Origin of the sequence: Chitinophaga sp., from assembly GCF_035538455.1 — a bacterium.
Classification (GTDB): domain Bacteria; phylum Bacteroidota; class Bacteroidia; order Chitinophagales; family Chitinophagaceae; genus Chitinophaga.
On record NZ_DATLKJ010000136.1, the window covers coordinates 86,369 to 110,031 of the forward strand.

18 protein-coding genes are annotated in these 23,663 nt (G+C 47.7%); 10 read left to right on the plus strand and 8 right to left on the minus strand.

Annotated elements, in window-relative coordinates:
* Positions 1 to 219: 219 nt before the first annotated feature.
* A complete protein-coding gene (locus VM802_RS16215) occupies positions 220 to 1,107 on the plus strand; it encodes a M57 family metalloprotease (protein WP_325532321.1) in 888 nt (295 codons plus the stop codon).
* A gap of 725 nt (positions 1,108 to 1,832) precedes the next feature.
* Here the strand turns inward: VM802_RS16215 and VM802_RS16220 are convergent.
* Genes VM802_RS16220 through VM802_RS16230 form a run of 3 tightly spaced genes read right to left on the minus strand, consistent with a single transcriptional unit; the run spans position 1,833 to position 7,085 of the window.
* The gene (locus VM802_RS16220; protein WP_325532322.1) at positions 1,833 to 4,181 is read right to left on the minus strand and encodes an ABC transporter permease; all 2,349 of its coding nucleotides are present in this window, start codon (positions 4,179 to 4,181) and stop codon (positions 1,833 to 1,835) included.
* A gap of 44 nt (positions 4,182 to 4,225) precedes the next feature.
* The gene (locus tag VM802_RS16225) at positions 4,226 to 6,235 is read right to left on the minus strand and encodes a M1 family aminopeptidase (RefSeq protein ID WP_325532324.1); all 2,010 of its coding nucleotides are present in this window, start codon (positions 6,233 to 6,235) and stop codon (positions 4,226 to 4,228) included.
* 52 nt (positions 6,236 to 6,287) lie between these two features.
* Positions 6,288 to 7,085 (minus strand): helix-turn-helix transcriptional regulator, encoded by a 798-nt coding sequence (locus tag VM802_RS16230; protein ID WP_325532326.1) that lies wholly within the window; start codon positions 7,083 to 7,085, stop codon positions 6,288 to 6,290.
* Positions 7,086 to 7,199: 114 nt separating this feature from the next.
* Here VM802_RS16230 and VM802_RS16235 point away from each other — a divergent pair, with 114 nt between their 5' ends.
* The 5 genes from VM802_RS16235 (at position 7,200) to VM802_RS16255 (ending at position 14,908) form a co-directional block, all read left to right on the plus strand.
* Positions 7,200 to 8,657 carry a sensor histidine kinase gene (locus VM802_RS16235; RefSeq protein WP_325532328.1) on the plus strand — a complete coding sequence of 486 codons (1,458 nt, stop codon included), beginning with the start codon at positions 7,200 to 7,202 and terminating at the stop codon, positions 8,655 to 8,657.
* The gene (locus tag VM802_RS16240) at positions 8,654 to 9,349 is read left to right on the plus strand and encodes a response regulator transcription factor (RefSeq protein ID WP_325532330.1); all 696 of its coding nucleotides are present in this window, start codon (positions 8,654 to 8,656) and stop codon (positions 9,347 to 9,349) included. Before VM802_RS16235 ends, VM802_RS16240 begins: the two co-directional genes overlap by 4 nt.
* Positions 9,350 to 9,441: 92 nt before the next feature.
* Complete coding sequence (locus tag VM802_RS16245) at positions 9,442 to 12,234, plus strand: outer membrane beta-barrel protein (protein ID WP_325532332.1); 2,793 nt, start codon at positions 9,442 to 9,444, stop codon at positions 12,232 to 12,234.
* A 2-nt stretch (positions 12,235 to 12,236) separates the two neighbouring features.
* On the plus strand, positions 12,237 to 12,944 hold the full coding sequence (locus tag VM802_RS16250) for a hypothetical protein (protein WP_325532334.1): 708 nt from the start codon (positions 12,237 to 12,239) through the stop codon (positions 12,942 to 12,944).
* A gap of 83 nt (positions 12,945 to 13,027) precedes the next feature.
* Positions 13,028 to 14,908: a M1 family metallopeptidase gene (locus tag VM802_RS16255; protein WP_325532336.1), complete on the plus strand. Its 1,881-nt coding sequence runs from the start codon at positions 13,028 to 13,030 to the stop codon at positions 14,906 to 14,908.
* Here VM802_RS16255 and VM802_RS16260 read toward each other — a convergent pair.
* Positions 14,903 to 16,192: an OmpA family protein gene (locus VM802_RS16260; RefSeq protein WP_325532338.1), complete on the minus strand. Its 1,290-nt coding sequence runs from the start codon at positions 16,190 to 16,192 to the stop codon at positions 14,903 to 14,905. The genes VM802_RS16255 and VM802_RS16260 overlap by 6 nt on opposite strands.
* Positions 16,193 to 16,510: 318 nt before the next feature.
* On the opposite strand from VM802_RS16260, the gene VM802_RS16265 reads away from it, so the two are divergent.
* Complete coding sequence (locus VM802_RS16265) at positions 16,511 to 16,966, plus strand: cold-shock protein (RefSeq protein ID WP_325532340.1); 456 nt, start codon at positions 16,511 to 16,513, stop codon at positions 16,964 to 16,966.
* A 2-nt stretch (positions 16,967 to 16,968) separates the two neighbouring features.
* On the opposite strand, the gene VM802_RS16270 is transcribed toward VM802_RS16265, so the two are convergent.
* Positions 16,969 to 17,100 (minus strand): hypothetical protein, encoded by a 132-nt coding sequence (locus VM802_RS16270; protein WP_325532342.1) that lies wholly within the window; start codon positions 17,098 to 17,100, stop codon positions 16,969 to 16,971.
* Between the two features lie 2 nt (positions 17,101 to 17,102).
* A complete protein-coding gene (locus tag VM802_RS16275) occupies positions 17,103 to 17,945 on the minus strand; it encodes a lysophospholipid acyltransferase family protein (RefSeq protein ID WP_325532344.1) in 843 nt (280 codons plus the stop codon).
* A gap of 147 nt (positions 17,946 to 18,092) precedes the next feature.
* On the opposite strand from VM802_RS16275, the gene VM802_RS16280 reads away from it, so the two are divergent.
* Together VM802_RS16280 and VM802_RS16285 are read left to right on the plus strand one after the other, a co-directional pair.
* On the plus strand, positions 18,093 to 19,073 hold the full coding sequence (locus tag VM802_RS16280; protein WP_325532346.1) for a helix-turn-helix domain-containing protein: 981 nt from the start codon (positions 18,093 to 18,095) through the stop codon (positions 19,071 to 19,073).
* A gap of 38 nt (positions 19,074 to 19,111) precedes the next feature.
* Complete coding sequence (locus VM802_RS16285) at positions 19,112 to 19,705, plus strand: Crp/Fnr family transcriptional regulator (RefSeq protein ID WP_325532348.1); 594 nt, start codon at positions 19,112 to 19,114, stop codon at positions 19,703 to 19,705.
* 36 nt (positions 19,706 to 19,741) lie between these two features.
* On the opposite strand, the gene VM802_RS16290 is transcribed toward VM802_RS16285, so the two are convergent.
* Positions 19,742 to 20,128 carry a helix-turn-helix domain-containing protein gene (locus VM802_RS16290; protein ID WP_325532349.1) on the minus strand — a complete coding sequence of 129 codons (387 nt, stop codon included), beginning with the start codon at positions 20,126 to 20,128 and terminating at the stop codon, positions 19,742 to 19,744.
* 123 nt (positions 20,129 to 20,251) lie between these two features.
* Here VM802_RS16290 and VM802_RS16295 point away from each other — a divergent pair, with 123 nt between their 5' ends.
* Positions 20,252 to 21,121: a DUF4349 domain-containing protein gene (locus VM802_RS16295; protein WP_325532351.1), complete on the plus strand. Its 870-nt coding sequence runs from the start codon at positions 20,252 to 20,254 to the stop codon at positions 21,119 to 21,121.
* A 204-nt stretch (positions 21,122 to 21,325) separates the two neighbouring features.
* Here VM802_RS16295 and VM802_RS16300 read toward each other — a convergent pair whose 3' ends face one another.
* Entirely contained in the window at positions 21,326 to 23,659 is a 2,334-nt protein-coding gene (locus tag VM802_RS16300; RefSeq protein WP_325532353.1) for a patatin-like phospholipase family protein, read from the minus strand.
* Between the last annotated feature and the right edge of the window lie 4 nt (positions 23,660 to 23,663).

Genomic DNA, 23,663 nt, shown 5'->3' on the forward strand with positions numbered 1-23,663 from the left:
GATTGTATTGTAGCAAATCTGTTTAACCAAAAAAGAATAACTGTTGGATATGTTGTTAGCCAATTCAGCTAAATAATAACGAGGTTTGTTATTACCTGTCAGTATCGCATTGCGATGACTTTTTCATGTAGATAATTACTGATAAGTGGGCATACAGAGAGATGCCCCATGAGCGTTTTTTGTTTTCATTTCTTAACCAATTTCTAAAATCAACATTCTATGAAGAGAGCACTCTTGAAATTCATGTTGCCCGTATGCTGCGCAACACTTGTATTTACTGCGTGTAACAAAAATGACGCAGGTAAGAGCGGACCAGATCCGCTTAACGCAAATAATGTTTCCGTTACAAAAGAAGAGGCAGTGAAAATTGCTAAAGCTGGTTTCTCACCATCCTACGCTTACAGAGTGAGTGGTGGGTATATTGTTGAAGGGGATATTTTTATTACCGACGCCCAGTTGGGTACATTCGCTGCTGAAATAGCAACGCTGATGAAAAAAGGCCCGCAGACAGAGCAGTACCGTACTAATAATATAGTGAAGGGATTGCCAAGGGTAATTAAAATCGCTGTGGACGCCGGCGCTTCTGACTCACTGTACAAAGTAGCTACAGACGGGGCAATTGCGCGTTACAATGCACGCAACCTGCGGCTTACTTTCAAAAGAGTAGCGACTACCGAATCACCGGATATTACTATCAAAGGGGAAGACCTCGGCAAAACACCCAGTGGGCAAACTATCCTGGGGCAGTCTGCTGGCTTCCCGGACGACAAGGGTAATCCCGCTACACCTATCAAACTCAATAGTGCGTACTACACCAATAACTATCGAAATATTGGTGAATTCACTACGGTAGTAGCGCATGAAATAGGCCATGCTATTGGATTCCGCCATTCTGACTATATGAGGCGGCAGTACAGCTGTGGTTACCAGTCATTTTGGGACTATTTTGTCGATGCTAATGAAGGTGATGCCGGTGTTGGCGCTGTCTGGATTCCTGGCACACCTAAGGATCCTGAAGCTAAATCATGGATGCTGGCTTGCAGTGATGGCACTGACCGTCCGTTTACTATTGGTGATACTACCGCGCTCGCTGGTTTGTACAGATAAGCTACTACCTTTGTAATATTAGCCTGTATCTCCTTTTCATAAGGAGATACAGGCTTTTCTACTGAAATCTGTTAAATGATTTCAAAACAAAACCGTTATAGCATTTTCATCAAACAATGATGGGTTTAAATAAGACCATATTCGGTGAAAATGATACATAGCATGCTTAGTATACCTGGTTTGTAGATTGTCTGTCGGGCGAAATGTAATACTGCATTGGTTTTTATGAAAACAATTAAGAGGTGCGAAAAGTATTTCTTCTGAAAAAAAATTTGTCCAATAACTTTTTTACCTACATTTGAAATGCAAATTTGAAAAGAGCCAAAATCTGAACCGTCGAAATCCTTACTGATAAACATGTTTGGAGTCCTTTATAATAATAACCTGACGACTGAGCGTTTAACAACAACAAACAAAATCTGTAAACATAAGCTTGTATTCAAGAGAATTATCCATTGAGTTTTTATGAGCCACCAGGTGAGCATACAATAGCTCATCTCCGTGCACTGCGATTATTTACTTTTTACATAACAGGAAATGATGACCCAAAGGGATTGTTATGCCCTGCATGCATCTGAGCAAATCTGTTTTTGAAACAAGGACGTGAACAATGATGTCCTTACACATTTTATAAGTAAACGCATACTGCGCTTTTTCAACCAAAAAAGCCCGGAAAACCCACTGTAAGGGCGATCCGGGCTAATTAAAATATGATCGGGTGTTACTTATTCGGAACGGAGATTCTTCACCGGGTTAGCAGTTGCTGCTTTTACCGCCTGGACACTGACCGTGAAGAACGTAATCAGTATCATCATTAATGCAGCTGCAATAAACACTTCTGCTCCCGGCTGTACATGATAGGCATAGCCATTAAGCCACTGCTGCATCAGCCACCACGAGAACGGTATGCCAATGCATACCGCCGTAGCTACAGCCTTCAGCAGATCACCGGATAGCATCAACATGATATTGCCGGCCGTTGCACCCAGCACCTTGCGGATACCTATTTCCCTGCGCCTGTGTTCTGCGGTGTAAGCCGCCAGGCCAAACAGTCCGAGACAGGAGATCAAGACTGCCAATCCCGCAAAGTATTCCGCCAGTGCCGCCACTTTTTTCTCTGATGCGTATTGCGCCTGGTAGTCGGAATCAAGATAGGTCCAGTCGAATGTAAATCCCGGATTGTACCTCCTGTAAAAATCTTCCAGCCTGCTGATCACCTGCTTCTCCATACCCGCGCTGATCCGCACCATTACAGTGCCTCCGCCTTTCTCCAGCATGAAGAATAGCGGCTTCACAGTTTCATGGAGCGACTGGAAATGAAAGTCTTTTACGATACCCGTTACCGTCACATTCTTGCCTCCAAATGAAATGACCTTTCCCAGCGGATCTTCCAGCTGCATTTCCTTAAGGGCTGCTTCATTTAAAATAATACCACTGGCATCTGCTCCATAGTTCCTCGAAAAGCTGCGGCCCGCAGCCATTTGTATATTCAACGTCTCTATCATGTCGTAGTTCACAGGGAATGGCCTGAACAGGATAGTTTTATCTTTCCACGAGATGCCCGCAGATGGTGCCGACAATACAGTGCCTACCATACTGGAAGCTTGCTGCACACCCGGAATCTTTTTTACCTCACTGAGAAATGCATCCATGTTGCCAGGCACTTTGCCTTCTGCATCAAAGCAGATCACATGATCCTTGTCATAGCCCAGGCTGCGGGACTGTACATAAACTAGTTGCCTGTACACGATGATCACCGCTACGATGAACACAACCGATGTCGTGAACTGGAATATGACCAATCCCCGGCGCGCCCATAAGCCGCCAGTGCCGCTCTGTAGCCTGCCTTTCAGTACTGTCACAGGGTTGAAACCGGATAAATAAAAGGCTGGGTAGCTGCCGGCCAGTAAACCCGTAACAAAAGCAATTAAAGGAAAGGAAAACAACAACCGTATATCTGCTTGAAGGGAAAGACTTTTGCCCGTAATATGATTGAAAGCAGGCAACAACAGTATTACCAGCAGTAAAGCAGCCAGCATGGCTACGAAGGTCAGCAACATAGACTCTCCCAGGTATTGCAGGATCAGTGCTGCACGACTGGCGCCGATAGACTTTCGTATACCCGTTTCCTTTAACCGCCGGGAAGCCTTTGCTGTAGAGAGGTTAATAAAATTAATACAGGCGATGACAACAATAAATACCGCAATAAGAGAAAACAGCCTTACATACCAGATACGTCCGCCGCTTACCGCTCCATTTTCATAATTACCATAGAGGTAGTTATCACCGTAAGGCTTCAGGAACAATTGCCTGGCAGAGCCATTGCCCGTGCTGGTCATCAGCTGGCTGAGCTTTTCGTTGAAACGTTGTACATCTGTGCCCCCGCGCAGTTCCACATAAGTAGAGAAGGGCCCCTGCGGTGCCAGCGGTGCCTTGATGTTCATCATGTCTTTAAACACTTCGAAAGACAGCACAAAATCGAACTGTACGGAAGAGTTGGCGGGAACACCGCTGAAAACACCTGCAACGGTCGCAGTTTTATTAAAATGGTCAATTTGCCAGGAGATAGTTTTACCAACAGCATCGGTTGTATGAAACAATTTCTCAGCCAGAGCGGCAGAAATCACCACATTGTTTTTGTCGGCCAGTACCTGCTGAGGATTGCCTTGTTGCAGTGGATAAGAAAATATGTTGAAGTAATCTTTTCCGGCAAACAGCACAGCGCCTTTGAGCCGCCTGTTATCAGCCATAATAGCTGCTTTCGGAAACCATGATGGCGGTGTACTGGCAGCGGCATGCACAACTTCCGGCATGCCGGCGGCCAGTGTTTCCGCAAGCAGGGCAGGTGTTTCGGCCGTAGTCTTGATGCCGTCTGCATGCGACTGATGTTCCATCACCTGGTACAGCTGGCTCGTCTTTTCATGAAAGCGGTCAAATGACAATTCATTATACACCCACAACCATACCAGCAGTGCACAGGCGAGACCAGTGGACAGGCCCGTGAGATTGAGGATAGTGAAAAGACGGTCTTTGCGCAGCTGCCGCCAGGTGATTTTCAGGTAGTTCTTGATCATAATGTTTTCACAGATGCTGTACTACCCAAAATAATTATTAATTGTTACTTCGTGGCAGAAACCTGCAGGAGTCTTATCATGTCCTCCATATGATCATTGTTGTTGTTCTGTGCATCAGCCCTGAGTGCATTGTCTGAAGCCCATTTCAACAGGTCATTGTCTTTCTTCGCAACGGCTATCTGCGCTATCCGGTAGTAGGTGAGGGCCAGCAGCTCTGCTGGTTGAACAGTGCACTGAAGTGCCTGTTTATACAGCCTGAGAGCTTCGTCATTCTTCTGCTGGTTGCCTTTCATTCTGCCTGACAGATACAGCAATGAAAACTGTACGCCATACTTATCATCTCCGAAGTCTTCCTGCAGATAAGTATTAGCGAGTTTCTCCGCTTCCGCACTCTTGCCCGCTATACGCAACTGCTGTACCCTGGTGACCTTGCTGGTAGCGATGGCGGCGGGTTTCAGCGAATCGTCCCAGTGCAGCACACGGAAATGCGGATCTGTTACAACAGTCTGTACCTGGCCATTAACGGGCAGTTGCAGCTGGCTGATCTTTTCTTGTATGTTGATATGGTGCATGACCGTTTCACCATTGGTATAGGTAACAGCCACTTCCAAAGGTAGGCGGTAGATACTGTCGGTCTGGGTAATGGTCAGCTGTAAGGTCTGCTGTTGCTGTTGCCAGCTGCTTTGCCATGCCGGCGCGCCCAGGCGCTCAAACCATTGCTGATAGAACCAGTCCAGGCTGCTGCCGTGTGCTTTGTCTATTTCCTGCAGGAAGTTTTCCCAGCTGAGACCTGTAGCGCTGTAGGTGCTCACTATTTTCCGCAGCGTGGCATGGAAAAGAGGTTTGCCAACCGTTGCTGCCAGTAGCTCCAGTACCATGAATCCTTTGCTGTCGCCAATGATATGGTCATTGCCGCCGGTAAGGCTCACAAGTGGTTCGTCGTTGCCGGCAGCTACATTTTTGAGGTACCCGAATCCGGATTGATCAGGGATATAGCCGGGGTAGCCCGTCTTACGGTAAAGCATGGCGCCAGCGCTGTCAAAGTGTGCTACCGTTTGAAGCGAGCCATACTGGGCGAGGGCCTCAGACACCATGCCATTGCCTTTCTTGCCCCTGGAGATGATGAGGTTGCCCCACCACTGGTGCGACAGCTCATGTCCGAAGAGTGCATAATTGAAACGCCTGATAGCGCTGGTTGGCATGAGCACACCGCCCAGCAGGCTTGCTCCGCCGATGCCGGTGAGGGAAGATACATTTTCCGGGAACTCGATAATAGAGAAGTTGGGTACCTTCAGCGGTCCAAACTGTGTAGCCAGGTATTGCAGCACTGCCGCAGCCTTTGCGGGTACGGTGCTGTCCGCAGGGGTACCTCGCAGGTTGTAGGAATAGAAGGGCACATTACTTGTGTAGTCATGCCTGTTATATTCCCCGATATACAATGAGAAGATATCCGGCTGCGCACAGGTAAACCGCGTCGTCTTCATACCCTGGCTAACCTTACTTTCGAATGTGCTGGCTGTCACCACAGATGTAAGACGCGCTGCGGTAGTCACCGTAATAGTGCCGGTACCTTTTACATGAGAGCGGCTGCCATCAGCAGCAGGCGCCATCACCTGAGGATACCACGCGGTACCATAGCCTCCTGCCATGCAGAAGGTACTATCGATATAATACTGGAAGGTTCTGTTGGCGCCGCGTTCAATATGGTAAGAGAAAGTAAGCATGGTTCCCGCTGCCACAGGACGGGAAAACTCCAGCCGGTAGGCTGTATAGTCATCCGCCTCTGCAGTGGCGGTGGTTTTCAATATGGTAATGCCCTTTGTGAGCAGCCGTATTTCCGGCTGCGGTTCCGTACGGGTAATATAGATAATGACAGAGTCCCTGGTATCAGTGTTGGCTTTGAAAGAGAGCGTGCCGTCTGTGATCATTTGCTGGCCTTGCAGGTCGGCTTTAACATGAATATCGTATTGTAGCTGCTCCTGGCCATAAAGGGTGGATGCGGCAAGCAGGAGGATAAGCGTGAACAGTTGGCAGTATCGGCTGAGGTATGGCATTCCTTTTTTTCTGTAAAGGAATACAAACCTGCCCAATAAAAATTGTACCGGATTAACTTTTTAAAGACATCCGGAATTTATGCGGAGAGAATGGATAGAAAAGCCGGAACGACCGGATCATATGCGCCGTATCAGAAAAACCGGCGGCATAGGCGATCTGCGTGACAGATAGATTAGTACTGAAAAGCAATTCCATAGTGCGCTGTACGCGCATCTTCAGCTGGTATTCCCCTGGCGTGAAGCCGGTGCGTTCTTTGAAAGCCCGGGCCAGATATACCGGATGAACATGTACCCGCTCAGAAAGAGAGCGGATGCTGTGATGTACATCAAATTCCGTTTCGAGAATATGTATAGCTTGCGGCAACCAGGGCAGACGCAGTGCTATGTTACCGGGTTTGTTGTCTGCCAGCCAGTTGATGATATAGTCTTCCGGCATACCGTTATCAATGTCTTTGATAAAACAGTACAACAGTTTATACAGACTGGTAAAAGTACCCACCTTGTAGCGCGTCGCCTTTTCCGGGAAAGAAAGATATAACTCATGCTGCTGCAATATATCCTGCTTGAATTCGATGTTCAGGCAACTGCCGCCCCGGTCCATAAAGTGATTGGCGTGATTGTATCCCGCCGGGCGGAAAATAAATTCCCCGGAGGCAAGGGTATGCTGCTCCTTTCGGTTTTTCTCGTGATAGTCGCCTTTGATCAACAGGCTCAGATAGGCGTTTTCATGGTGATGTTCGCGGATGTCGGTGTATGGGTCATAATGAGCAATATTCATCCGGAAAAATGCATTTTCATGCACCTTCTTCTCTTCACCAAAAAAAATACCGGGTGATAATATAATCGCCATCAGAACACCGTTTGAATACAATTCAAATATACTGACTGTTAAACACTCCTGCAATAGTGTTAATGAGTGTTAAAAGCCGGTTGATTGCACCCCCGCATCAGTTATCTTTGTACTATGGACTTCATCGTAAAACGCATCTGGTGGATCGCAATACCCACCGCTCTGGCGGTACTGATATTCCAGCTTTACTGGCTGCGGAATGCTTATCTCAGTCAGCAGGCCAGCTTTAGGCAGGTGGCTACAGATGCTTTGCAGCAGGCATATGACAAAGCGGTAATCGCTGGTGTGAAGAGCCTTGATGGGAAAAAAGCATCGGCGAACTTCAATGAAAATGCACTACATGATACTTCCCGGATTAAGAAGAGAATCGTTGGTAAGACAATCACACCTAAGATCTTAGGGGGAGCATCCATGATCGCAGAGAATATCATCCCGGACAGTTTGCCAGCCACTGTAAAGTTGTTTGCCGCTACCGACCATAAAGGAAGTAAAGTTGCAGATACCTCGTATGAAATGAACTTCGGAATGAATGAAATGGGTACGGACAAGGATCGCTTCATGGCCAGTATATTGTCTTTCAGTAATATTGTAAAACCTGATACTGCGGTACTGAGGAAGAACTACACGAAAGAGTTGTTGCAACGGCATATTGATCTGCCCTTTACATTAAGCGTGCAAAATAAGGGAAAAATGGTACCGGGCGCCGTCAGTATTGTATCTAATACTATTGTTGGCTCATCGTTGATAGTAACAGCCCATTTCGCGAACCTTAGTAAACTATTGCTGTTTAAGATACTCTGGCCCATTGTGTTGTCTTTCCTTCTTGTGATGCTGATTATTGGCTGCATATGGGTGTTGTGGAGTATTATCATCCGCCAGAAAAAACTCGAAGCGATGAAAAACGATTTCATCAGCAATATTACCCACGAGTTGAAAACGCCGGTGGCTATATTATCTGCCACCAACGAAGCGCTGCTTACCTTCGAAGGCATAAAGGATGCAGAGAAAACAGAACGGTATCTCCGGCTGGAACAAAATGAATTGCACAAACTACAGGGGCTGGTAGATAATATCCTGGCGCTTACCCGGCTCGAACACAGAGACGATAACGGGGAATCCGAAGAGAACGTATCCATTCCTGACTTGCTGAAAGCCGTGTCTGCTCGTTTCATCAGCCTGCCAGGCGTGCATCTTCACACGGATATACAACTGTCGCAGGAGTACCTGCTTACACAGCCGGAAGCACTGAAAACGATTCTCTCCAACCTGCTGGATAATGCCATAAAATATACGCCTGCTGCGGATAAAGAGGTACAGATAAAGGTACGTGAAGATAGTCAGCACTACCGTTTTATCATCAAAGACAATGGTATAGGAATTTCCAAAGAACATCTGCCTTATATCTTTGATAAGTTTTACCGCGTGTCACAGGGAAATATCCATGATGTGAAAGGATATGGACTGGGATTGAGTCATGTGAAAAGCCTGCTACAGAAGGTCGGCGGAACGATCAGTGTTGACAGCACACTCGGGCAGGGCGCCATTTTTACAATTGAACTGATAAAGAAATGAATGAACGAATCAGATTACTGCTGGTAGAAGATGAAGCCATACTGGCCGGTGTCGTAAAGGAAACCCTTGAAATGAAAGGGTTTGACGTAACTTATGCTGCTGACGGTCAGGATGGGTGGAGGTTGTACAGTGAACTGAAACCAGATGTTTGTGTGATTGATATTATGATGCCCAAGAAGGACGGGCTTACGCTGGTGCAGGAAATCCGTGCTATGGATACCCGCACGCCCCTGATATTTCTTACTGCTAAAAGCGAGATACAGGATGTGCTGAAAGGCTTTCATGCCGGCGCCGATGATTATATCAAGAAACCCTTCAGCATGGAAGAACTGATATTGCGCATTCACGCACTGCTGAAAAGAACAAGAGAACAGCCGGCAGCCACAACCCAGGCTCCTGGCCATATCCGGCTTGGCGGATTTGTATTTGATTACCCGCGGCAGGAGCTGCACTACGGCGGCGATATACAACGCCTTTCCCAACGTGAGGCCGATATTCTGAAGATGCTGGCCGATAACCTCAACAATATCACTTCCCGCAAAGAGATGCTCCTGAGCCTCTGGGGCGACGACAGCTTCTTCAACGCCCGGAATATGGATGTATACATTGCCCGTATGCGCAAATACCTGCGTCACGATGAAAGCATTCAGATCGTGAATGTCCGTGGCCGCGGATATAAATTACTCGCCTGATTTTTTAACATTCATTAAGGTTATATACACGTCTGTTAACCCATTCCGGAAATATGCCACCGTAGTTTTGCTGCATCATAATATAAGTATCGATGAGCAAAATTTATAAGTGCATATTCTTCTTTTTATGTTGTCTCCCAATCATAGGATCAGCACAACAACTACATACCGTCATAGTGGATAATGCCTCCCACAAACCGTTACAGGGAGCCGCCGTGAAAATCACCGCACCTGATGACAGTGCCACCATCCGTTCTTCACAAACCAGCCAGCAAGGTGTAGTGTCTTTCAGTAATCTCCATAACGGCGATTATGAAATGAAGATACATAGCCTGGGCTATCCCGATAAATCTGTACCGTTTAGTATTCCGCGCGGACGTTTCCCCGCATTGCCTGACACTATCAGTGTTTCCACCGCTGGCATACAACTGAAAGAAGTAGCCATTAAGGATAACACGCCGCCCGTTTCCATGAAAGGCGACACTATAGAATACAACGCCAACAAATTCAAGACAAAGGAAAATGCTGTGGTAGAAGACCTGCTGCGCAAGCTGCCAGGTGTGAAAGTAGATAAGGACGGCAGCATCAAGGCGCAGGGCGAAACAGTACAACGGGTACTGGTAGACGGTAAGGAATTCTTTGGCAGCGATCCGTCCATCGCTACACGCAACCTGCCAGCGGATATGATAGACAAAGTACAGGTGCTGGACAAAAAAAGCGATATGGAAGAATTCACCGGCGTAGCTGATGGCCAGCAGCAGAAAACAATCAATCTTGTTACAAAGAAAAACAGGAAGCGCGGCTACTTCGGGAATATGAATGCGGGGCATAGCGGCAACGGGCAGTATGAAGGCGGTATCAACGCCAACAGCTTCGTGGGCGATATGCAGCTATCCATGTTGCTCAAAGGCAATAACGTCAACAAGTCCGGCTTCAGCGCCGCCGAACTGATAAAGATGCTGGGCGCCAATCCGCAGATGTTTAATAACCTGCCGCCGTCTGCACTTTCTGAACTGACACGTATGAAAGGCGTCCGGATAGAAGGCGGAGCAGAATCAATGGCTGAACTAGCAAGACCTTCCGGGCTTACTGATACTAAGTTCGGTGGCCTCAACTTCAATAACGATTGGGGCGATAAGTTGAAACTGCGCAGCAGCTACTTCTTCAACGATAACAATAGCCGTAATACGTACGACTATGCCCGCCAATACCGCTTACAGGATACCTCCTACAACTACCTGCAGAATGGCGCTACGGGTTCTCGTAATACGAATCAGCGCATCGATCTCAGTGCAGAAACAGTCATGGACAAACGAACTTCTTTTAAAGCCACAGCGCATGCAGATCTCAACGCTTATAACAATAGTTCGTCACGTAACTTCAGCTCCTACACCGCAGATGGCGTTAAGCTCCTGAATGAAGGTCATCAGCTTACTGCTACAGATGGTCGTAGCAGTATGGGTAACATCGATCTGTTATTCCGGCGCCGGCTCGCCAAACCGGGACGTACCATTGTACTGGATGTGAAACCGGAATTCTACCGCGATAACGCCACGATGGCAAATAAATCCACCAGCACCTTTTATAATCTGCCAACCGGTACTTCTGCACAAAACATCGATCAGCAGACATTCAATAAATCATCTGTATTTAGCATTAACGGAAATTTCGTGTATACCGAACCATTATCCAAAGCATATAGTCTGCAACTGGGGCAACAGCTATATTTCAGCCGGGGGGATTACAACACAACCGTAAATGACAAAGACCCCGGAAGCGGTCATTATACTGTACCCAATACCCTCCTGAGTGATGCATACACGGCCGATAATCTGCAATACACAACCAAGTTACTACTCTCCGCTTCGTACAAGCGTTTCCATTATACCATTGGCGCCGGCTGGCGTACAAACCACCTGCAGGGTAGCTCAGACCTGAAAGGGTACCGCATTGATGAGCGATACAATGCGCTGTTACCGGAAGCCTATGCGGAGTGGAAAGTGAACAGCAAGGAAAAAATGATATTCCGGTATAATGCCAATGCTGCTGCCCCATCAGTGAGCCGGCTGCAACCGCTGACGGACAATTCAGATCCATTATACATCCGCAAAGGAAATCCTTCTTTACAACAGGAGAAAAACCAGCGCTGGGCTTTGTCTTACAATAAAGTGGATCTGAGCGGTAATTCATTTTTCCTGACCACCGATTTTACCTGGAACAACAACCAGATCACTGACAGTACCAGCATAGATAAAACAACAGGTAAGCAGCTCACCATGCCGGTGAACGTGAAAGGCAATTTCAGTAGTTCAATGAGTGCTGGGAAGAGTTTCAACATCGGCTTAAATAATTCTTCTGTATCAGCGGGTATCAGCCTCTCCTATAGCAAAAATACCCTTTACAACAACGGATTGGCCAACGAAAACCGCACGGTATCTGTCACACCCGACTTCAGCTTCAACCTTTACCCGACAAATAAGATCAGCATCGAAGGAAGGGGTAGCGCCGCCTATAACAAACGGCACTTTTCCGCCTCCACAACGTTACCCGGTGAAAACTGGTTGCTGAATTATGGTCTGGAAACAACGGTGCTACTGCCTTTCCGTCTTACGTTCGATGCAGGCCTCGACGGCTACAGTACACTAGGGATGTCGGCCGGCTTTAACAATACTATCCTGCTGGTGAACACAGGACTTTCCAGGGAAATAGGGAAGCATTTCACGCTGCAGCTCTCTGCCAGAGACCTGCTCAACCGCAACGAAGGACTCAACCGCATCACCGGCAACGGTTACATAGAAGACAGAAGAAACATCGCACTGGGACGATATTTTATGCTCAGTGCTGTATATAAATTCAGACATTTTCCTAAATCAAAAAGCAAATAGTTATGTATTCAAAAATGATCATACCGCTTTTAGCGGCGATAGGCTTCAACATGGTATCACAGGCCCAGGATAAATCACAGGGAATAGTGAAATATGACGTGACGCTTTTCCTGCACGCCTCGCTGAAGCCAGACCAACAACAGTTTAAAGATATGATTCCCGAAACGGCTGTCAATAAAGAGACCCTTTATTACAACGGCAACAAAACAAAAGTGACGCTGAAAGACCCGGACGAGATAGAATCGGAAGAAGGCGCCCATGTGAAGATTAAAATGGGGAACGATAATGAAGAAGCGGTGTACACAGACGGCAGCACCAATGAAAGTTATGTACTCAAAAACGAAGAGGGGAAGAAATATCTGGAGAAAGTGTCCCGCAAAAAAAATGACTTAGGTAAACCCAATGGTGATGTAAAAGGAATCCAGGACTCTGTATTCGTTAATGCAGCGATGGATAAATCGAGCAGTCGTACAAAAGAAATACTGGGCTATACCTGTAAGGAGCGGGTGATAAAGGGCAAAGGCGAAAAGATTACGCTGTGGGTAACTACCGATCTGCCTTTCAAAGGAGGCCCGATGCACATGTATTCTCCTGAAGGCGCCGTGTTGGGTGTGGAATCAAATAAATTCAAAGCTATTGCCACCAGCATTGACAATGTACCTGTTAAACCGGAAGAGGTGGCATTACCTCAGAACATACCGGTAAAATAGTGATGAGCGGGGATTAGCAGGCAGTGAAAGCTGACGGCTAATCCCTAAATTCGTGTTTCAACACGAACTTGTAAATCACAACCATGACGAAACTCTTTTCAGGATTGTTACTGGGAGGGATGTTGTTCCTGTTGCAGGCGTCTGCACAGGAGTTATATATGCCCCGTAACATTACAAAAGCTTATGAGAAAGGCGCCAGAGACAAAAGTGGTAAGCCAGGGAGGAATTACTGGCAGAACAAAGGTAACTATGATATCCAGGTTACTGTAAACCCGCCGTCACACACGGTATATGGAGAGGAAACCATCCGATATACCAACAACAGCCCGGATACCCTGAAGCATATTGTTATGCGGCTCATTCTCAATGTGCACAAGCCGGAGGCCGTACGTGCGGGTTATGCGGAATCAGACTTCCTTACCGACGGCATTCTGATTGATACGCTGATTATCAATGGAACCCCCGTTGCCTTTAATAACAAAAAAGCCAGCACGGCTACCAGTGTGAAGCTACCCGCACCTTTACTCAGCAAGGAAACCATACAGCTGCAGGTACGCTGGCATTATAACCTCGCTACCGGTGAGGGCCGCGAAGGCGTGATTGACAGCGCCTCCTTCTTCCTCGCCTATTACTATCCCCGTATTTCTGTTTACGATGACTATAACGGATGGGATGAACTCGAACATAACCAAAGGCTGGAATTTTACAGCGACTTCAACGACTACAAGGTAGCGGTGAAGGTTCCCGCGAACTATGTAGTCTGGGGCGCCGGCGTCTTGCAGAATGGGCCGGAAGTATTACAACCGGCTTTTGCTGAACGTCTCCGCACTTCCTATACATCAGATGAGGTCCTGCATATCGCCACAGCTGAAGATATGCGCGGGCGTAAGGTGACAAAACAACAGGACTGGAATACCTGGAAATTTGTTGCCAACGATATTGCCGACGTTACCCTCGGTGTCAGCAATCATTATGTGTGGGATGCCGCCAGTGTAATTGTGGATAGCTCCACGATGCGCCGTGCCAGCGTACAGGCTGCGTACAGTGGCACCGCTGCCGATTTCCGCCACTCTGTTGCATTTGCCCGCAATGCCCTCGGTTGGTTCTCGCATAACTGGCCGGGCGTACCTTATCCTTTCCCGGTAATGACAGCCTTCCAGGGATATGCTGACATGGAATACCCGATGATGGTAAATGATGGCAGCGTAGGCGACAATCTCGTATTTGCCCAGCTGGTACAGGATCATGAAATCGCACACACCTGGTTCCCTTTCTATATGGGCATCAATGAAACCCGTTACGCCTTTATGGATGAAGGTTGGGCCACTACCTTCGAATACCTGATCGGTGTGGCGCGGGGAAAAGCTACAGCCGACAAGATTTACAAAGCATTCAGAGTTAAAGGATATATCAATGATCCTTCTACGGAGGAAGACCAGCCCGTGATCTCTCTGTCCAGCCAGGTCAATGGGTTGGGCTATGGGCATAATTCCTACGGGAAGGCGTCGCTGGCTTACCTGGCACTGAAAGATATGCTGGGGGATGCACTTTTCAGGAAATGCCTGCATGCCTATATGGACAACTGGCATGGCAAACACCCTATGCCCTGGGACTTCTTCTTTTCATTCAATACAGCCGCTGGTCAGAACCTCGACTGGTACTGGAAAAGCTGGTTCTTCTCCAACAACTATATAGACCTGGAGCTGACGGATGTGCAAATAAAAAACCGCCAGGCGGCTTTAAAAATAAAGAACGCTGGCGGCTTCGCTATTCCGTTTGATGTAGTCGTTACTTATACAGACGGTTCCGTGACCACTACCCATCATACCCCTGCTGTATGGAAAAACAACGGCCGGGATATTACGCTGGACGTACCGGCTACCAAAACAGTTGCTTCCGTAACACTGGAAGGCAACCTGTACATGGATGCCACACCAGCCAATAACACCTGGAAGAAATCATAACTTAATAAACTCAACACGCCTGTTGTTGGCCTTTCCAATCTCTGTGTTGTTGCTGTCAACAGGCTGTGTTTTGCCTTTACCGTCAGTTTCCAGACGGGAGGCGTCAATGCCAAAAGTAGTGCTGAGCGCTGTCTTTACAGCCTCAGCCCTGCGTTTGGAAAGATCCAGGTTAGCCTGGTCGTTGCCGTCGGTATCTGTATGACCCACTATCTTCACACGCACCCCTGCGTTTTCAGTGAGCACACCGGCAATATCTTTCAGTGCGCCGTATGATTCAGCTTTTATTTTATCACTGTTGGTATCGAAAAGGATACCATGCGTCACAAACTTCCCTTCGGTGATCAGTTTGTTGCGGGTATCCGGCGCGCCCACTGCCATCCGTATGTTGCCAACAAAGAAAGCGCCTCCTTTGTGGTCAAGATCCGGAGAGTAGGTGCTGAATACGAGTGCATTGAGTGGAGCAGCGGCATCCAGTGCACGGGGCAGGTCCAGCACTTTGGTACTGTCCAGGTACACCCTTACGCGTTGCTTCTGACGCCAGATGGACACCTTTACACTGTTCTTTGCCGGCACGTTGAAGGCTGGCATGGCATTGATATTATGTTCCCCGATGAGGTTCGTCGAATAATACAGCGAACCATACCCGGAAGACACGGGATTCAAACGTAGCTTGAATGAAGGGGTACTCAATGAGTGGTAAGTACCGCGTTCGAACTTGTCGTCAACATTGGTGGCATCCAGCAGGCATATAGCCAGTTCCCCGATATTGGAAACCTCATTATTGGCCATTACATCCATCTGGAGGGTGAAGTTGTCCGGGAATTTGGTATTGATATACTCAGGATAGAACACGCCGTCCTGGCCAAGGCGCAGCCATTTGCCGGACTGGTTGTTCACCGTCACCACCTCGCCGCCTGTGCGTGTATTCCATTGGGCTGGGAAGTCGCCCACAGCGTCCTGTTTGAAATCTTCATGCATCACAATCTTCTCGCCCGGTACAAAATCAAACAGGGAATACGAAGTAATGTTGGTATTCGTACTTACTTTACCATTGGTCACCTCCGTGCCGCTGCCTGTATTAACGCTTACAGGGGCGTTTTCTCCGGTAGTAGGGGTCGCGGGTTTCTTTTTACCTTCTGAGGCCTTGTCGACGGTTTTGTCAATGGTTTTATCCACAGCATCATTTACCTTCTGCTGCACTTTGTTCTTTAACCGGTCGAGAAACTGGGCATGGGCCATACTTCCCAGCGAACAGGCCATTGTAAGAATAATCAGCTTTTTCATGTGAGGTTTTTTAATAGTCCGGCCGGGCCGAAACTTGCGCAAGATACGCAGGTTAAGGAAATAACAGTTTTCTGATCGGGTGAATTCCATAATAATGTATCAGAATATAGTCCGGAGCAGAACTGCCGTCAGAAAGCAGCAACTATGGTGACAGCATTAGTGCATCGGGGCTGGGGTGAACAATACCCGTCCGGAAAATGTGACACAATCCCTTCCGGTTCTGTATGTTAACGTGTATAAAGCTAATAACTTTTTTCTTATCTTCGACATAGCCGTAACAAGTTTACGTAACATTAATTGTCAGTTAAAAAATTAATTATGGCTAAATCAGAGTCATCATTTAGTAAACAAGAGAAAGAAAAAAAGAGACAACAGAAACTACTGGAGAAACAGGAGCGAAAGGAAGAGAGAAAGGCCAACAGTAAAAAAGGCAAAAGCCTGGAAGATATGATGGCCTATATCGATGAAGATGGAAACATCACCTCCACACCACCCGATCCGTCCAGGAAAAAGGAGATCAACGTCGAGGACATCCAGATCAGCGTTGGAAAGCAACAGGATCAGCCGGAAGAAAGCCCCGTACGTACTGGTATCGTTACTTTCTTTAATGAGTCCAAAGGCTTTGGATTTATTAAAGATCTGCAGACACAGGAAAGTGTTTTTGTGCATGTGAACGGCCTGATAGACCCGGTCAAGGAACGTTCAAAAGTGACGTTCGAAGTACAGATGGGCCATAAAGGACCTAATGCCGTAAGCGTAAAACTAGTAAAATAGGATTACCGACGACGACCCTCTGCCTCTCCGGAACCATGTGATGTTACCACCAGGTACATCATTGTCAACACTGCCAGCAACAGGAAGGACAGCACCCCGCAACCCGTCAGCGATAATAATTTAAGTACAGTCATAGCTATTGTGTTTTTAATTTCCAGCGACGATGCGTCCACAGCCAGCAGGCAGGACACCTTCGTATATCGTCTTCAAGGTATTGAGTGAACTTTTTGGTAATGGCGTGTTGACCCATGGCGTCGGGATCATCTGTGATCAGTGAGAATGATATTTCCCACCCGCCTCCGTCATCTTCCCTGTTAACAGCTGCATACAGCACAACCGCGTCGGTAGCACGCGCCAGCCGCTCCGCGCCTGTAATCACCACCGTGCGCTGATGCAGAAAATCCGTCGTGAACCTGCTGCCCTGCGCCGGCGACTGATCCGCGATAAAAATATAGGTGGCCGGTCGCTTTGCCTGCAACATATGCTTGGGCGCTTCCTCCATCGCCAGCAGCTTCATCCCGAAGCGTGCCCGCAATTTCTTCATCAGCCTGTCGGTAAAGCGGTTGCTGAGCGGCTTGTACACCGCATACATATCCGTTGCCGAAAACGCCGGCAACATACTCATATACTCCCAGTTACCATAATGCCCCATCATAATGATCACGTTACGGCCCTGAGCCTGACTGTGTTGTAACAACGCCGCATTGTGCAGCCGCAGCCGCTGCGGTATGTCTTTCCTGGAAACTGTCAGCAGCGAAATGATCTCCGGAAACAGGCAGCTGAAGTACCGGTAAAACCCCGCCGCAATCTTCTTGATCTCACCATATGACTTTTCCGGAAATGAACGCGACAGGTTCTGTATTACTTCTGCATAACGGTAGCGCACCACCTTATATAAAATAAAGAATATAAGCAGCCCGAATCCCCTGCGTAACGGCAGTGCGCCTGTTGTGAGCCAGTTTCTGTATTGATATGCCATAGGTTAAAAAAAAGTTAAAGCCATGCTATTGCAAGGGGCATATGCCCCTTCAGGTGTCAGTATGTACAGTTACTGCAAAGTGACAGGTTTTACTTATCCTGTTGTTGTAGTATCCGGAATAAAAAGTTGCGTAAAACGGATTTTCTTATGGGAGTTACTTTCAGAAACAAAGAGAGAGAAATAGTGCATAGTCAGAAACATGTCATGGACGGATGGGCCACAAAACAACCACAGGATTGGAAGGCAGGAATGCCCTTCTGGAATGTACAGATGAAACAGCAGTATGTGGACGGGATACATATGGGTGATTGTACAATAGATATTTTTGAAGATATTGAAGTCAGCACCAACGAGCTGGAACCTATGCCAGGTTTGCTCTTTGTCCAGAACGGACAACTGTCTGCCAGCCCTCATGGCGCCCATGGCGAACGTCAGTTTTCTTCCTGTCAGCATAGCATGCTCGTCAATCCTTACAGCACAGAACGCTCCTGCTATCGCGAGCAGCGGCAAATGCGTATTTTCATCATGAGTATCCTGCCCGAACGGTTTCTGCAACTGGCAGATAACGGTGGTCCAATGATGGCCGCAATGGCAGATTATATCTGTGGCGGAAAGTCGAAGCCGGAATACCTCTCGTCTAACCTGCCCATTACGCCTCGTATGCAGCTGCTGATAGATGAAATCAACAGCTGTGATTATGAAGGTGGCCTCAAAGACCTCTTCCTCCAGGCTAAAGCGCTGGAGCTGCTGGTACTCCAGTGTCACCAGTTTGAACAGGCTGCTGATCAGCCCAAGACCACCGGAAAGATCCGCGAAGCGGACATCCGTAAATTATACCTCGCAAAAGAAATATTACTGAAGGACTTGCAACATCCACCTACACTGGCTTCTCTGGCACGACAAACCGGCCTCAATGAATTCAAGTTGAAGGCCGGTTTCAGGGAGGTATTCCACGACAGCGTATTCGGCTGTTTTAAAAAATATCGCCTGGCCGTAGCGCACCGGTTACTCACCGAAAACCGTAAGCCTGTAACAGAAGTAGCCTACGAGACTGGCTATTCCACTGTTCAGCATTTCAGCAACGAATTCAAAAAACATTTCGGTATCAGTCCGGCCCGCGCACGCTGAGCATTATTCGCTATCTTTGATGTTGCCTATTTAACATCATGAACGAAGACAACGGATACAACCAGCTTATCAGCCACGTACAACGGCATATCACCCTCACGTCAGCAGAAATAGATTATTTTACTTCCCTGCTCAGAACCAGGAAAATACTGCGCAGGCAATTCCTGCTACAAGCCGGTGATGTATGCAAATACGAAAGCTATGTCGTAAAAGGCTGCCTGCGCGCTTTCTATATCGACAGATCAGGACAGGAACATACACTGCACTTTGCCGTGGAAGACTGGTGGATCTCAGACTTCGCCAGCTTCTTCCGTGGTACGCCCGCCACGCGCGACATTGAAGCGCTGGAAACATCGGAAGTGATCCAGATCGACAAAGCATCACTGGATGCGCTGTATAAAGAAGTGCCGGCCTTCGAACGGTTTTTCCGTATCCTGCACCAGAATGCCTGCGTCGCACAGGACGAACGTATCCTCAGTAATATCAGTATGACCGGCGCAGAACGATATGAAGCATTGCTGAAGAAATACCCCCAGTTTGCGCAGCGCGTGCCGCAGAAACACATCGCTTCCTTCCTGGGTATCACGCCGGTATTCCTCAGCCAGATCCGGAACAAGCTCTCGCAGCAATAACGCTGGCGATTGGTCGGGCAGCCTTTACCCTAAAGACTAATAACTGACAGCTAACGGCTGTTCTTTCCTCCATGCGCCAGGTGTTACGCCTGCAAAGCGTTTGAAGAATTTGGTGAAGTTGGAGTTGTCGAAGGTAAGACGGGTAGCAATATCAGTAATGGAAAGATCGGTATCACGCAGCATCCTTTTGGCCTCGTCCATCAACCTGTTCTCAAAAAAATAACAGGGCGCATGTCCTGAGTATAACTTGATAGTATTACTCAGATGAACAGGATGTACAAACATAATGCGCGCTATGTCCTTGATATGATACATCACGTCGGTACGCCCGGCAACTATATCATCAATATGCTTGTCCACTTCATGGATGAATATTTCAGTCAGCTCTGCCTGCCGGGAAAGATATTTCTGAGGAATAGCCATAACACTGATTTTTTTAATCCTTACCAGATAAAGGTACAGCATTCTTCTCCTGTAAAATTTATTTTAACATTTCAGGAAGGTTACCTTTTCCGGAGTTAGCGTATAAAACGAAAAACACCTTCTATGCGCTATGCTGTCTCTTATCTGATTGTTCCCTTACTCGCCCTGAGCGCGTGCAGCACAAATGGTTACAAACATTCTTCTTCCGCAGAAGCCACCGCTGAGCAGGCATATGCCGCTACTGCCGATTCCACTGTATTCGCCACCGGTATTTCCTCTCCCGGTTCTCCTTCCAGGAAACGTGTGCGCAGTGCCGACGTGCGTTGCCGCGTAAATAACGTATTCCAGGCAGCTTCTCAGTTGGAACATGCGGTAACTGCGGTAAATGGTATAGTGGCGGAAAGTAATCTGAAGAATGAAAACGTGCAGCAGCATGAGCTCCCGTATAGTAGCGATTCCCTGAAACGTATTATGCTGTATACGCCAACCGCCAGCCTCACATTGAAAGTACCGGTTGAACATCTCGACGCTGTAGTGCATACACTTACATCCATAGCCGGTTTTATCGATTACCGCATATTACGTGACGAAGATCTTACACTGAAATATCTTTCCAATTCCCTGAAGAATGACCAGCTGACCCCCGGCGGGAATATTATACCCGGCAAGAAAACTTCCACCCTTGACATCGAAAAATATAGCGATCAGAAGAAAGAAAATGCCGTCGACAGAAGCATCGCCAACCTCGAAATACTGGGAGATGTAGCCTATTCCACTTTTACAGTTCAGCTCTTTCAGCCCGAAGTTGCCGATGTGCAAATCGTTTTGAATCCTGACCATGTGGCAAGAGCCGGATTTGGTACTGAAATCCTCTCTGCTGTTCGCTCAGGCGCCACACTACTGAGAAACATTATCCTGCTGCTGGTACAGATCTGGCCATTTGTAATAGCACTTGCGATAGGGTGGTTCGGATATAGAAAACTCAGACACTGATTGGTATCAGCGAATTGATTGCCCTGATATATATAATATATTGTACAAAGGCCCATTTAGAATCAATCTAAATGGGCCTTTAGCTATTATCATCTATTATATTCTTCGCACATCAGGATAATCAATCCAATCACACAAATCACAGTTCAGACAATTCGCACATCAGGATAATCAATCCAATCACACAAATCACAGTTCAGACAATTATTTTCCCATGCGTGCAATGACCGTATCTATCATCCTGTTGCTTGACAGCCGTTGGTTGATTCTTCTGATAGTAGTGTCAGACATAAACCAATTCATGGTGTAGGATGGTTCGCCTTTCTCGTGGAAACGCTCCCATAGTGGGTCCCGTCGCCAGTCAATACTGTCTTTGTATAATGGTATCTGCACATAGGATGCGCTCCTATGTGAGTAGACAGCGAGATCGTTGATGTAATGTAATAATCGTATATCGTTGACCGTAGTCTGCATATCGTATGCTCCCATAATGGTGAGGATGGGCGCCAGCAGATCATTCTTCACTGGTGCTACGCTTTCAAAATTGCCGGGTTTAGGTATCACAGGACTGTTGGTAATGTGCAGTACTTTGAAGTTGAGGCGGTTGATCTGCCGATACAATGCGCTGCTGTCGCCATTTTTGTGGCGGTCTGCTTCCCCGATGCTGATGATACCGCGAATGATTTCCTGTACCGCGCCGGCGCCGGAGTTGTCGAAATATCCGCCGTCAACGAAGTACTGATCCTGTATGCGGCCTGCCGGGCTGAGGTACGGAAATCGGGCGCCCAGTATAGCGGCTGTGGTGATCGTAATGTCTGAATCCCGGGGCAGTAACTGCAATACATCTATACGGTTGTTGAAGATACCGGAATCCAGCCGGAGATTGGTGACCACGCCGGGATTACCATCCTGCATACGGGTGGTATTGATAAAGAGTATAGGCATAACCGCTGTGTCGCCGTTTATCGCAGGAAAAGACGACATAGCGGCATCCATGGGAATGCGGTAGAGTGAATCGCCCGCTACGTCGGCACTGCGCTCAAAGGACTGCTCCAACGCGGCTGATCTGTCGGCTGACCGGTATATCGGAGCAATATAGTGGAAGAAGTCCGGCCCCAGCATACGCGCAAAGGTGTAACTGAAATAATCCTGCCGCAGGTATTTCATGGCAGACCGGCTGTATTTCGGCTCCTGGTGCGTTTGGTCACGCAGCATCGCGAAGAAGCTGGCCACGCCTACACCACCTCCTGAAGTACCGGAAAGGCAGAACAGGTGCTTGGAGAAGCGGTTGTTACTATTAAGCCGGATGGTGGAATCTTCTATCCTGCCCAGCACAGAAGCGGTCCAGTAGGCAGAACGCGATGCCCCGCCGTTAGCCATCACAAAATATACGTCATAGGTGCTGTCAGCCGGAATAGGATGGCTATGCAGCCATGCGCGCAGGTAGGTCTCCAGCGATGGCCTTGAGGCATAACGGTTGTCATGATCGGGCAACGTGAGCGTTTTCACATAATGCGTTTCCTTCAGACCGATAACCAGTGCCGCCACTATAAATAAGAAATGAATGCTGATACGGTAACGTACAGAAAAAGCGGTGACGACATTACCGAACAACAGCAGCATCCCGAAGGCCAGCAACAAGTAGGATAAAGGCCCTGCCTGCCTTGCAAAGCGGAGATCCTGTATAGCCGCAACATAAAATATGAATGCGATGAAGCCCACAAAAATAAACCATCCCAGGTAACCCTTTTCTTCACGCGGTATACAGAAGTAATCCATCACGCGGTCAAAAAAAGTATGCGTGGGTGGTGTGAACGCTTTGCTCACAATCCTTTCTTCTATCTCCACACGGCGCAGGTGTATATACATCAGGAAAACTGCGTGTAACCATATGAGCAACAAAAGGAGGTCTATCACGCTTAATCGCGGGATAAAGGAAGTGATAGCGGTAAGCACGATCCATGAAAACAGCAGTATGTAAAACAACTTGCGGAAAAAGGGACGCCTGGCCCATTTGGTCAGAGCCCTGTTGAGCAGGTAGAGCCCCGCTGCCGCAATAAACAGCACAATCCATGCAGTAAGGGTACTGAAGGGGGTGCGCAGGGCAGGTGATTGCAACATCGCCAGTTCCAGCAACAGGAAACAGCCGTTGCCAATAGAACGTGGAAACTCCTCGAGAAAGGGCTGGCTGATACTGAAATATACATTCTGGCGTTCAAAAGCCAGGGTTGCCTGCGCAGAATCGAAGGGCGCCGTAACCTGGAGATCTGCGATCTGCCTGAATTTCTTGATATATGAAATGATGCGGGAAGAATACCAGCTCACATATACCCAGAAGGCGATGGCAATAAAGAATACGATTCTGGCGGCATATTCATTTTCCGTAAAAGCTACGATAATGTCTTTTCCCTGGTCCAGATTCCAGGTGATGTAATAGATGAAAATAAGGAACATAATACCGGGGAAGAATAGCCAGACCGACCGGAGCAGGTGGGAGAGGAACCTCACGGCTTTGTCCAATAGAACACGTTTCGTCATGGTA